At 50.3% G+C, this 12,735-nt stretch carries 13 protein-coding genes; 1 reads left to right on the top strand and 12 read right to left on the bottom strand.

The genetic code is table 11. From position 1 onward, the window contains the following. The first annotated feature begins 43 nt into the window (after window positions 1–43). Entirely contained in the window at window positions 44–694 is a 651-nt protein-coding gene (locus tag AC0L73_RS15165) for a TetR/AcrR family transcriptional regulator (protein ID WP_227950979.1), read from the top strand. An 8-nt stretch (window positions 695–702) separates the two neighbouring features. On the opposite strand, the gene AC0L73_RS15160 is transcribed toward AC0L73_RS15165, so the two are convergent. The 12 genes from AC0L73_RS15160 to AC0L73_RS15105 form a co-directional block, all read right to left on the bottom strand. Further along, the gene (locus tag AC0L73_RS15160; protein ID WP_227950976.1) at window positions 703–1,962 is read right to left on the bottom strand and encodes a pyridoxal phosphate-dependent decarboxylase family protein; all 1,260 of its coding nucleotides are present in this window, start codon (window positions 1,960–1,962) and stop codon (window positions 703–705) included. Between the two features lie 44 nt (window positions 1,963–2,006). After that, the gene (locus AC0L73_RS15155) at window positions 2,007–2,726 is read right to left on the bottom strand and encodes a GntR family transcriptional regulator (RefSeq protein ID WP_227950974.1); all 720 of its coding nucleotides are present in this window, start codon (window positions 2,724–2,726) and stop codon (window positions 2,007–2,009) included. An 18-nt stretch (window positions 2,727–2,744) separates the two neighbouring features. Beyond that, window positions 2,745–3,827 (bottom strand): amino acid ABC transporter permease, encoded by a 1,083-nt coding sequence (locus AC0L73_RS15150; RefSeq protein ID WP_473654127.1) that lies wholly within the window; start codon window positions 3,825–3,827, stop codon window positions 2,745–2,747. Continuing rightward, entirely contained in the window at window positions 3,827–5,002 is a 1,176-nt protein-coding gene (locus AC0L73_RS15145) for an amino acid ABC transporter permease (protein ID WP_227950970.1), read from the bottom strand. Before AC0L73_RS15145 ends, AC0L73_RS15150 begins: the two co-directional genes overlap by 1 nt. 30 nt (window positions 5,003–5,032) lie before the next feature. Next, entirely contained in the window at window positions 5,033–6,022 is a 990-nt protein-coding gene (locus AC0L73_RS15140) for an amino acid ABC transporter substrate-binding protein (RefSeq protein ID WP_473654126.1), read from the bottom strand. 308 nt (window positions 6,023–6,330) lie between these two features. Continuing rightward, complete coding sequence (locus tag AC0L73_RS15135; RefSeq protein WP_473654125.1) at window positions 6,331–7,281, bottom strand: vWA domain-containing protein; 951 nt, start codon at window positions 7,279–7,281, stop codon at window positions 6,331–6,333. Further along, a complete protein-coding gene (locus AC0L73_RS15130) occupies window positions 7,278–8,348 on the bottom strand; it encodes a vWA domain-containing protein (RefSeq protein ID WP_227950964.1) in 1,071 nt (356 codons plus the stop codon). Before AC0L73_RS15130 ends, AC0L73_RS15135 begins: the two co-directional genes overlap by 4 nt. Before the next feature lie 7 nt (window positions 8,349–8,355). Beyond that, complete coding sequence (locus AC0L73_RS15125) at window positions 8,356–9,066, bottom strand: MotA/TolQ/ExbB proton channel family protein (RefSeq protein WP_473654124.1); 711 nt, start codon at window positions 9,064–9,066, stop codon at window positions 8,356–8,358. 64 nt (window positions 9,067–9,130) lie between these two features. After that, complete coding sequence (locus AC0L73_RS15120) at window positions 9,131–9,271, bottom strand: hypothetical protein (protein WP_227950959.1); 141 nt, start codon at window positions 9,269–9,271, stop codon at window positions 9,131–9,133. Beyond that, window positions 9,268–10,683, bottom strand: a complete 1,416-nt coding sequence (locus AC0L73_RS15115) for an SUMF1/EgtB/PvdO family nonheme iron enzyme (protein WP_473654123.1) — start codon at window positions 10,681–10,683, stop codon at window positions 9,268–9,270. Before AC0L73_RS15115 ends, AC0L73_RS15120 begins: the two co-directional genes overlap by 4 nt. A gap of 23 nt (window positions 10,684–10,706) precedes the next feature. Next, a complete protein-coding gene (locus AC0L73_RS15110; RefSeq protein WP_473654122.1) occupies window positions 10,707–11,273 on the bottom strand; it encodes a hypothetical protein in 567 nt (188 codons plus the stop codon). Then, the gene (locus AC0L73_RS15105) at window positions 11,260–12,726 is read right to left on the bottom strand and encodes a hypothetical protein (RefSeq protein ID WP_227950955.1); all 1,467 of its coding nucleotides are present in this window, start codon (window positions 12,724–12,726) and stop codon (window positions 11,260–11,262) included. Before AC0L73_RS15105 ends, AC0L73_RS15110 begins: the two co-directional genes overlap by 14 nt. Window positions 12,727–12,735: the final 9 nt, after the last annotated feature.

Raw genomic sequence — 12,735 nt, 5'->3', positions numbered from 1 at the left:
ACAAATGTACAAAATAAGGCAATAGATTTTTTCAGGGAAAGAAATGCCGACACAAGCTCCGCGAAAAAGGGCCCCTTCCGTCAGGTCGTTACAAACCCGGAAACGGATTCTGGATGCCGCAGAAAAAACCTTTGCGGAGCATGGATTTGATGGCGCATCGCTTCGGGATATCGCCGCGCAGGCAAAAGTTCCCGTTGGCCTTGTTCATCATCATGGAACTAGCAAGGAAGCCCTGTTTTGTGAAGTTGTCAGGCGCCGCGCCACAAAGTTATCTGATATCCGTATTAACGATCTGGATGTCTTAATTGAGCAGCCAGATGTCACACTGAAAGATATTCTTGATTGTTTTTTCCGCGCTTATTTAAAACTGGTGAAGGATGATAGCGATCAGTGGATTTCTTACGGCCGCCTTGTAGCCCATGTTTCTGCGGACGCTCGTTGGCGGGAACTTGCAATTGAGTGCTTTGATCCGACAACCCATCGGTTTCTGGATGAAATTCTGAAGCTCTACCCTAAGGCATCTCGGCAGATGGCGGCGATCGGCCAGATTTTTTCCGTTGCCGCCATGCTGGCATTCTTTAACTCCGCCTGGCGGATTGAAACCCTTAGCCCAGATATGCCGCGTGCAGAAATCGATCAGCTTGTTGATTTCTGCACGGCAGGAGTAGACGCATTATTGCAAAGCCACGCTTAAGATATGGCCTAGTACTTGGCCTGAATGTTGGTTTCAGCATTCGGATCTTTACGGGCCAGTTCCACGCAATCGCGCAAGTCTTTCAAAAATGCATCGCGGGCGCCATCATGTAGAAGGGACATCATCGCATGCATTCCCTTGGGTTCGCGGGTCAGGCCAGAAAGCCATCCACGGCTCATCATCTTTTCAGATACAAGGAAAATATCGACCTCTTTCGAGCCGTAATTGATAATTGAAAGATCGGGTTTAGCCCAAAGCTCCAACCCTTCGATATTGCAGATACCCTCGCAATACTGATCTGTCATCTCGGCAAGCCGGCGTGCCGCGTCTTCATAGCCTTCTGTCCCCAGATGGTTAAGTACAGCCCAGGCTCCAGCAACTGCACCTCCGGGTCTTGTGCCAACAAGAGTTGGCGTTTCAAACGGTCCGTTTGGCCAGGAATTGGATTTAAACGTCGCACGCTCCAGATCGGCAGCATCCCGATAGAAAACCGTCGATGCCGGTTTGGGGCAAAATCCGAATTTATGTAAATCGGCCGAAATGGACCGGACCCCTTCAAATCGAAAATCAAAATGGGGTGTCGGGCGCCCAATCCGCGTAAAAAACGGGGCAATCCACCCGCCAACACAGGCATCCACATGTAACCAAATGCCCGCATCCAAAGCAATTGCACTCAATTCGTCAATCGGATCAACAACCCCATGCGGAAAGCAGGGCGCAGAACCGACCATGGCAATCGTTCGTTCATTAATAAGCTTCTTCATTTCTGCCGGTTCAACCCGCTTGTCATCCCTTAGCGGTGCCCGCAGCATTTCCAGATCCATTGCATCTGCCGCCTTGTCAAAAGCCGGATGCACTGTGATTGGCACAACAATGTTTAGTGTTTCACCGCGCTGCGCCGGGTTGCGCGCCCTATGGGCATCACGCGCAGCCTTCATCGCAATAAAAATGCTCTCCGTCCCGCCGGAGGTAAATGCCCCCGTCGCGCTTTCAGGAGCACTGAACAAATCAAGCCCGAAATCAAGGACATCTTTCTCCATCGACCCGATTCCAAAAAAGGCTCTTTTCCGACCTAAGGCATTTTCGCTAAAGCATTCAAAAAAGGCTTTACGCCCAATTTCATAGGTCTCCTGATCATTTCGAAAAACAAACAACGGAGTCCGCCCATGCTGCCAGTCCACGTCATCGGCACAACGTTGCCGAATATCATGCTGCAGATCCGGCCAATCTCGCCCCCCTTTAGGAAATGTGTTTCTTGTAATTTTCATGGAAATTCCTTTCATAAATTGAGCGTCTGGATAGATGAGAGAATTTAGGCATCCGGTTTATCGTCGTTCAATACGGCAACAATGGCGGCAGCTCCTTCGGAAAGGTCGCGTGCAACCGCGACCGCAGCGGCAGCGGCGTCCCGCAACTGAAGGGCCGCAAGAATACGCTTATGGTTTTCATATCCGATCAAGCGTTTGCGATAGCTATAGGACAACCGATTTCGTGTTGGTCCGGCCCGGAGCCACAGGGTATCGATAATACTGCGCATGAAAGGCTGGTTCGCACGATCGCAAATTGACAAATGAAATTCTGAATCAATTTGCAGTGCGTCGTTAAACCGCTCTTCGCCAATCATTTCCTTCATCTGCTCATTCAGATCGACCAGACGTTTAATTTCCTCGTCGGAAAAAAGCGGCGTCGCCAGCTCAATTGCAATCGGTTCAAGCGCCCCACGAAGACGCATGACCTCTTTATATTGCTCACAGTCAAGATCAACGGTAGAGAATGTCCGCTTTTCTGAAACGTCCAGTGCGCCCTCATTAACGAGGCGCATAATCGCTTCCCGCGCAGGCGTCAAACTCACACCGAGATCCCGGCTAAGCTTTCGGGCCGTCAGTTTCTCTCCCGGGCTCCAGACGCCCATCAGCAATCCGTGCCTGAGCTTTTCATAAACCTGATCAGTCAGTGACGGGCCGCGATCCACAACACCAAGCAAGTCCCGGGTCGCGGGATCTGCTTTCAGGTTATCGATCTGTGAAATCATTATAACTTGTCCTTTTTATTACCGGTCATTTGATTGTTCCCGCATATCACGAAGGGACCGTTCCGTCTGACGTCCGTACCATGAAATACTCCCGCACATTAGCGCATAAATAATGCCGGCAAATACATATGTCTCTACATAAAAGCCAATCCATTTCGGATCCGCCAAGGCAGCCTGGGCCGCACCGAGCAGATCCATCATGGCAACGATAACAACCAAAGATGTTCCCTTTAACGCCCCGATAAACAGATTGACCATCGCCGGTAATACAGTCTCGAAAGCCTGGGGCAATATGACTTTCAGCATCATCGGCCAGTAGGCAATCCCAAGGGACCGACAGGCTTCATACTGACCTTTTGGAATGGCCTGAAGGCCACCGCGCAGCACCTCTGCCATATAGGCTGCCAAAAACAGAGTAAGACCGATCAATACCCGGCCCAAACCATCCGGCGTAAATCCATCGGGCAGGATCAACGGCAACAGTACGGACGCCATAAACAGCACGCTGATTAACGGCACGCCGCGGACGGCCTCAACAAAGACAATCGAGAATAGGCGAAAAACGGGCAGTTTAGACTGCCGCCCCAAAGCGAGGGGGACAGAGATTACCAGCCCGAATGCCACGCCAAAAACTGTCAGCAAAATTGTGAGCGGCAAGCCACCCCATAGGGAGCTTTCCACGTAACTTAATCCAAAAACCCCTCCCCACATCAGAATTCCATATGAGAGAAGCCCGGCGACCCAGGCCGGAAGCAACCATTTGCGCCAGAAAATCGGGTTAAGCGAGATAACGACCAGCGCCACCAGAATAACCGTCCCCACCAGCGAGCGCCACTGATCGTCATATGGAAAGCGACCGAACAAAATGAGCCTTAGCTTACTGCCGATAAAGGCCCAGCAGGCGCCGGAACCGGGTGGGCAGCTATCTCCAGAATCTCCCGTCCAGACCGCGTCTATCAAAGCCCATTGTACAATTGGTATCGCAATCAGCACCAAGACAAGCATGGCCGTAATATTTAGCACCACCGATACTGGCGATCTCGTGAATTCAGCAGTCAATCGTTGCCACCAAGAGAGCCGAGGTATGATAGTATTTGACATTATCGCTCCTCTCTCGATGTTCGGGCATTCATTAAATTCAGAATCATCGACGTGATGAGACTGAGGATCAAATATATCAACATGATGATCGACACGCATTCGAGTGACTGGCTGGTTTCCGCAAGAGTGATATTGGCCACTCGAACAACTTCGGGATAGCCAATTGCCACACCGAGGGAACTCTCTTTCGTCAGATTAAGGTAGGAATTTGATATTGGTGGAATGATAATGCGCAGCGCCTGCGGAAGGACAATCTTACGCATCACCTGACCCGGATGGAGGCCCAACGAGAAACCCGCCTCGACCTGCCCCTTCGGAACACCCAAGATACCGGCGCGAATGATCTCCGCATTAAATGCACCCGTGTAAAGGCTCAACCCGAGCAACATGGCGGTGAATTCAGGGGTAATCGTTAATCCACCCTTAAAATTGAAACCGCTTAAATGTGGGATATCCCAACTGATCGGTGCTCCGGCAAAATAGATTGCGGCAATGGCCGGTAATATCGCGATCGATAGCCCCCATGGCCACAAAGTAAACTCTGCATTTGTCTTGCGGTGCCAGATTCTTAGTCCGACGGCAAGAGCAATCCCGCCTAATAACGCTAGCATCACCACCCAGAAAGACGGCTCCGCCACGGGGGAAAGCAGGTAAAGCCCCCGATTGGTAAAATACACCCCTTCAACCGGCGACAGCGCCTGCCGTACCGTCGGCAACCCGCGTAGCAGAAAGGTGTGCCAGAACAAAAGCTGCAACAACAACGGGACATTTCGCACAACTTCGACATAGCCACGACACAAGCGCGCAATCACCACGCTTTTTGAAAGCTGTCCCAAGGCAATAATCAATCCGACGAATGTTGAAAGAACTATCCCAAGCGCGGCAACCTTTAAGGTGTTCAAAACACCGACGACAAAGGCCATGAAATAGGTATCGCCCGCACTGTAAGGAATTAAGCTTTCCCCCAGCTCGAACGCAGCCTTCTGCCACAAAAAGGCGAAACCGGATTTCCCGGAAGATTCTGCAAGATTTTCAGACGCGACCTGAATAGCGCCCCAAACCAACACAACAACTATAATGACAAACAGCGCCTGCGACTGAAATTCACGTTGCGCAAACAGGCGTGCAAGACGTACCCCACCGGGTACGTCTTGATAGGTTGGGCCGGATTTCATTGCCAGCCAGGAGCGACCATTGCGCCGCCGTCACGCCATAGCGCATTCAGGCCGCGCGGTACACTGGAGGTGTGAATTCTTACCAAGAGTGTTGTTGTAGAATTCTCCGTAGTTACCCACGGTCTTGATGACATTGACCATCCAGTCATTTTTGACACCCATATCGGCTCCAATTGTGCCCTCAACGCCGAGAAAGCGCAGGACGACCGGATCTTTTGATGTCTTGGCGACCTCATCAACATTCGCTTGGGTAATACCTAGCTCTTCCGCAGTGATCATTCCGTAATGCATCCATTGCAGTACCTTGAAAAACTTGGGCGACCCTTCGCGGATAACCGGCGCCTCAAACGATTTAGCGATAAGAGTTTCCAAAATCACATGATCGTCCGGACTTGCGGCCCGCGCACGGCGAATTGCAAGATAAGGCGGCTCCATCGTCACCGCGTCGCAGCGTTTATCAAAGTACATTGAGTACATCTGATCACTGTTTTCCGCAGCCACAGGCTGGAATGACATTCCATTTGCCTTGAACCAGTCGGCTAGATATCGCTCTGTCGTGGTTCCTGCAAGAACACAGACTGATGCGCCGTCCAGCTGTTTAACATCGGTCACACCTGTATCCTTATGGACCATAAATCCCTGACCCGTCATATGGTTCGGACCAATAAAGCTGAACCCGAGCGTCGTATCGCGCGAAATAGTTTCTGTGACGCTACGTGACAAAATGTCGATTTCGCCCGATTGCAAGGCAGGAAATTTTTGCGCACCGGTCAAAGCAACAAACTTAACCTTCTTTGCGTCTCCAAGAATTGCCGCCCCTGCGGCCTTGCAGAAATCGACGTCAAAGCCACTCCATTCGCCTTTATCATCGATGAACCCAACACCCGCGATGTAGTTCAGTGTGCCGCAGACTAATTCTCCGCGTTCCTGAATCTCATCAAGCAGGTCTGCCGCATTGGCTATCCCACCAGTTCCCATGCATAACGCTACCGTTGCAGCAAAAATCGAACTTCTTATCATATCGCATCCTTCCTGAGCATGTGTGACGTTTGTTCATCTGACCTGGCTTGCCACACCCCAACCGGTCATACGCAAAATTATGACATTTGATATATCATATTACAATATTTTAAATTCAGCGCACTTCCGGGCTCGCTCATTCCAGGGAAAATCTGTGCCAAAACAGCACTATTATTGATGAAGCATTTAATGACAGAGGGACGGGCAGACCTGAATAATTTGGTCAGACGTTAGATCCGCGACAGATGGCTGCTATATCGCGAGTCTGGGGAAATAGTTCGTGTGGGATAAAACCTGTTATCCCGCCCTCATTGCTGAGGAAGGGCCAGAAACGTGCCGTTACTTCTGCGGGTTACTTCCCGCATCAAGATACCGAAGCGATCCGTTGCCCCTCTGGAAATAATGCCAATGGCGTGTATACGGGCGAGTGGCTTACCGGTGATCCGGTTTGTATTTAAACTTTCCAGGCGGTTAATCACCGCATCATATGACGAACCCGTATAATCATCTCCCAAAATATAAATGGAGAGACTCACTCCCGGCTTGGCATATGTTTTCAAGGCAACTTCAAGCCCTTCAACCGGGCTGCTGTTGGAGTTGCTGCGCCAGTTGGCAAAGGCCTTGAAAATACCCTTGCGCCGACTAGGGGTATCGGGAATCCATTTCCCGTTATAGGAGGAAATCAGGTGAATGCCGTTATCATTCAAGATCTGAAAGCCTTTAACCTTTGGGTGAATGGAGAGCACTTTTTGCATCAGGCGGGACACTTGTCCCCATATCCTCTGCATACTGCCGGAGGTATCAACAATGAAAAGGACATAGTCACTATCGACAGGAATGCCGCCGACCTCATCGTCGCGCTTTTCCGGTACTGTGTTCGGACGAATAGAGGCACGGTTAAGTGACTCCTCAACCAGCTGCAATCCTTCGAGGTCATCCAGCGCCTTGGCTTCGGCCTGCTCGGCGGAGGATTTTTGCTGATCCAAATCCTCGATTGTATTTTCCATCTCTCCGGCCAGGTTTTTGCTCGCGCTTAGTTGCCCCTCCACCATGGACGTTTGATCTTCCAGGTCGCTGATAAGACGTTCTGCCCGTGTAACCTGTCCCATCAGATCCCGCGCTTCGTCAATCCCGCCAGAGAACTCCCCCTCCCCCGGTTTAGAGATCAGGATCAAAAGAACAACCGCGCCAAACCCGCAGGATACAAGGTCCAAAAAGGAAATACTGAATATCTCCAATGTCCGACTGCGCCGTCTCATGGCCAGCTCTCCGCCGGGCTGATCATCAGGCCGTTTGTCGAGAAGGTCCAGCTCCAAAATGCCGGCGCAGCCTTTGGATCCCCTTCGAGTGGCAGGAGGACGACATTGACAGGCCGTCCTTTATGAATACCATGCTTCCTGATGGTGTACTGGAATAGCTTAAGTCGGCAATCTCCGGAAATCGTGGCCGATTTTCCAAAAAGAGAATTGCAATTGGAAAACGGATTTAGCGACACAAAATTGGAGGTGCCTGCGGTTGGCAGACCGTCTGTCACAAGATAATAGTCGGTCGGCGCATCACTAAACCCATTAACAGATTCAAGGACCGCCTCCAGATTAGTGGCTCCCTCCGGGACCACATTTTCCATTCGCTGAAAAACACTTTCGATCGCTGCGGCGTCTGATCCAGAGAACCAACTACTTGGTCCGATAGCAAAGACCTTCTCATTAAATCCAACGAACTTTGCCTGCGACTTTTTCGGAATTCGATTGGCGAGCCATTTGACTGTTCTGATTGTCCGCCGCCATTTCGGACCCTGCTTTTTCTCTGCATCGGAGGCCACTTTCCGGCCGATGATATCTACAAGCTTTTCGTCAGTCATTGACGCGCTTGTATCAATCAGAAAGGCAATCCGCTTTCCTTCCACTTTGAGGCCGAGCAGATATTCTTCCTCCCCGCCCTGATCGGATTGTACGGGGTCAGCTTTTTGCAACGGCGGCTTTTTGACTATGCTTTCAGTAACGCTTTTTATCTCGGCAACCTTTTCCTCCATCCGGCTGGTGGAATTATTGATTGCCTCCGTCAGCGCATCCTTCTTCCCAGCAAGGCTTGCCAGCCTGGAATTGAGCGCTTCCAGTTCAAGCTGGTCCTGTTCCAGTGTGACCTGCAGTTCCTCCGCCTTTTCATGCCGGACTTCCAGTTCTTTCTTGAGGGCGTCCACATCAACGGCCGATTGATCCGGCTGAAGTTTCAGCAATATCAGGATAAGAACGGCCGCACCCAACCCACATGACATGATGTCAAGGAACGAAAGACTGACCCCTTCTGTTTCACGACGTTTGCGCAAGGGATACCTATTTGCTGACGCGGTTTAGCAGAAATTTTTCGCAATATTCCTGAGTCTTGATCAACTGCCCATCCTGAAACCGCTGCAGTCCATGTAGCAACAGCATTAAGGGAATGGACAAGCAGAGTGCCACCAAGGTGGAGTTGAAGGCAACGCCAAGGCTGTCTGTCATAAGGGTAATGTCTCCCTTCAATGCCTCATCCGCCTGGGTCAACGCCGCGCCAATCCCTCTGACCGTGCCGATAAAACCGAATGACGGGATCGCCCAGATAACGTAGCGGATCATCGTGTTACCAGCATCCTGCCGGAGGGCCAGCGCATCGATACTAAGCGAGATCGCTTCAGAGGTGCTATGAACATCCTCGGTCATAAGATAACGGCGAATACTGGCAATCAGGGTTTGGATAACCGGAGTGGTGGTTATTTTCTCCGGCAACTCATCGATTTCCGTCATGGTTTTACGTAAAGTCAGCTTCTCCTCTTCGCCATCAGCCGCTTCAATCATCGTACCCAGAAAATCAATGTCGTAGAAATGATTGTCACTGAAAATATCCCAGTATTTAATGCTGAGCAGCAGCAAGCACCATAAAGCGAGCGTGATACATATCTGCTGCTCCCAGTCCTTGATGATCACCACAAAGACCTGTGGGGCGGCGCTGCCGTTTTGTCTTGCTTCCGCAACCAGCGCGAGCGGCTTCCGGAATGACGATGACTTCATAAACGACCCAAACGCCGAAAGCACAGAGCAGCAAGAGAGCCGTTGCGAGAATAAAGTTCTTCATCTAGATATCCACAGGGAAAGCAACAGGAGTATTAAGCGATATCGACGCGCTACTTTGCGCATAGGCATATTGCAACAGGACCACTCCGCCCGTCAGCGCAACAACGGCAACAATGATCTTTCTGCTATTTAACCATCTCATTTTGCATCTCCATAGACGTAGCGAGCGACCCTGAAGCCAATTTTGTCCGTTCCCTGACCCGAGGATGCCCGGTAGGCAGGTCTGATTTCCGTCAGCGTCCCAGATGCCCAGCTCGCCCCTTTAAACATATGCTTATCTCCCGCCTGAGCCCCTAACGGATCTGCCAGAACCTCACCTGAGGCGGGCGGCACAAGGGTATAGAAATCATGAACCCATTCAGACACATTGCCAAATAAATCGTGGAGCCCGGCTTTGTCCTTAACGAAGCTACCAGCCGGAGCCGCGTTCGCAAACCCGTCAATATAGCCGGGAACAAAAAACGGAGTTTTGCCGTTTGCCGTTTCGTCGGCAATATTTCCGGCTCCTTTTGGGATGACGGCATCGTCTCCCCAAGGGAAAACTGTCTGTTTGTTCCGCTTGGCTTTTCGGGCAAGCCATTCCCATTCCGCCTCGCTCAGCAATCTATAGCCAGTTGACTGCGCATCAAATCCCCGATAATTGACCCCATCAAATTTGTAAAACATTGGCAGGCCTTCAATCTTGCTCAGCCAATTGCAAAACCGGGCAGCTTCCTCCCATGAAATATTCGTAACCGGAAAATTATCTCCCCTTTTACGCTTACCCTGGAACTGACTGTACTGCCCCTCTGTCGTTTCTGTCGTAGCTACATAGAAATGCCGCGTCAGATTGACGGGGCGAAGAAATTCGTTTGCCCGCTGTCCTTTCTCATGACGTGGTGCGCCCAATTGAACCTCTGTCGGTTCAAACAATCGCATTTCCATACCCAAACTGTTTTTATAAACCGGTTTGGCCGTGTCTATCGTTGCCGCGCGTTCTGTTTTGAGCGTAACATCCAGTTTACGAACCGCTTTCTGATCAAGTTTTATAACTTTATTGACGCTCACATAGCCCGGCCGTTGAAGAGTGAAATCATGCGCAGTTGCCGGAAGCCTAACGATAAGCGGCGTGTTTCCTGCTGGCTTGCCATCAATGAGAATTGATGCGGGGGGCGTGGACGTGATATGGATTTCGCCAATTTTAAGCGCCATATCAAACGTCACATCCAGATGCTCATCCGGCTTGAGATTAATTTCCTCTTCCTTCGAGCCATAGCCGTCTTTTTCATATCTCAAATAGTATTTTTTATTGGCCGAGAGTTGCAATTCTTTCCCCGCCGAGACCGACTTGCCGTTTAATGTAAGGCGTCCGCCTTTCGGAGTGGTGGAAACAGTTACATAGGCAGGCTTTTTTTGTAACCGGTAGTGTCGCTCGATCTCATTCTGCTGGAAGGTCAGATTAATGACATCCTGTATCGGCGCAAATCCGTCTTTTGTTACCTCAATCTCATATTGCCCTGCTTCTATGCTGATTTCCGCAGGAACTTCGCTGACGGATTGTCCGTTGAATATCACATTGGCATCAGAAGGCGTGACATTCAGACGTATGGTGCCGACAGCTCTTTCGAGAGAAAGTTCATCTGAATAGCTTTCCCCCGCTCCAGATCGTATTCCCGCTCCACCGGCTGAAAGTAGGGATGCTCTGCGCGCACAACGTAGTGCCCTGCGTCAAGTTCCGCCTCCAACTGTGATGTCGATGGATAGGTTTTCCCATTGATACGCCAGTTCAACGCCTCTTCCGGCGCTGCGACCTTCACCGTCAATTTAGCAGGGAGTTCCCGGAGGACAACTTCAACAGCCGCTCCCTCCTCAGAGGGGCCAATTTCTCGCTCGGCCGTTACATATCCCTTTGCCGCCGCAGAGATGACAGGATAGCGAGAGAGTGAAAAAAGCGACCCTTGGAAATAAATCGCAGCTCCTTTCTCGACAGTAACAACTGCCTCTGTTGCGGCAGGAACCGGAGATACCTTAACCGGTGTTACCTTCATCAGCAGAAAGCCGACGGCTACCACCAACATAAAGCCGAGACCGAAACCACCAAAGCCCAGAAGCAGGAGCCGTTGACGGCGAGCGGCATTCTCGATTTGTTGTTTAAATTCGCTCATCGCTTTTGACTGTCACCTCAAGCTGACTATCTTCCGGAGAAATCGTGATCTGGACCGATTTCGTCCTGAACCCTTCACGGCGCCCTTCGAACGTATATTGCCCCGGCTTCAAACGTATTTTATATCGCTCCACCATACCGACCTTGCCGACGCCCCGCACAGTTACATTTGTCAATTTATCGGAAAGGACCCAGACTTCAATTTCCTTGTTTCGTTGGATAATTTCCGTCTGCAACCGTTCAACATCATTCGCAAGAGCCGGGCTCATCGCACTATAGATTTCCGCATCAGCAATTGCCTGTTCTGCGGCCTGCCGTATATTATCCACCGATAATCGTGATGCATTTTTAAGAAACCCCTGAACTTCCCCACTCATACGCAATATTTTCTGCGATAGAGAAATAGCCTCCTGGACTTCTATTTTGTCCGGATATAGTGCCGACGCATTCTGGTAGGAAGCAAGAGCATCTCGCCAATTGTCTTGTTGAATTGCGGTGTCTCCCTCCTTTACGAAGGTGCGAAAGCGCAACTCGCGTTTTAGCTCTTTTAAAAGGGATGCAAGGTTCTTCGTTTCCTCTCGCGACGGGAAAAGAGCATTTGCCTGATCATATGCACTTTGGAGATTCCCAAGCTGTTCTTTTTTGCTCGCGATCAGGCCTGAAGTAACGATCTTTTCAAATCGTGCTTCACGCAGCAAAACATCAATCTCCTCTATCCGCTCTTGATACAGTACGCGTGTCGGATCAAGCCGTATAATTTCAACGGATAAATTTCGTTCCTCTTCCAGATTATTCTCTATATTCGCGACGCGCGCTTTTTCCATTAATTCAAATAATTGCGGAAGCTTTTTAATTTTTTCTTGCAACTCCAGAGCAACGGCGTCATCCGGTTTGAGCTCAAGCGCTCGTTCCACTTCAATTGTTGCCCGCGTCACATCCTCAGCCTCATAGGCGCGTATCGCATTTGCCATCGCTTCTTCAAAGACAATCTCATACTCACTTACTGCGGTGGAGGCATCTGCGATTAGATTATTTACTTCTTCGAATGCTCGATCCGTTTCGCCATTCGCGAGATCCGTGATGACTTTGTCTTTTCGCGTGATCAGATCATGCTGCAAGCTGCCGTTCCATTTACCGAACCCGCCCGATTGGATAATACCTTCAAACTCTTCTTCATACCGGCGCAGCGCTCCGACCACCTCCTCGGTGGTACGATTTTGCTTTATCTTTTCATCGGCGGGTTTTGACTGCTGAACTGGTGATATCTTCGGAGAGATCTCTATATTTTTCTTTTCGGCCTCAATCCCGGATACATTTGAAGTTTGTTGTAACGAGAGCTGCGTTATAAGAAAAGCAACGGCACCCCCCAAAATCAGGATAGCGACCAACAGTAACAACACAAACAATTGTTGCCGGGATTTCCGGGCAGCTTCTTCTAGTTTTTTTTCAAACATTGTCGTTAC

The sequence above is a fragment of the Sneathiella sp. D3-11 genome, assembly GCF_055809395.1.
The sequence above is the reverse complement of the archived record's forward strand: the minus strand, read 5'-3'. Positions and strand labels throughout refer to the sequence as shown.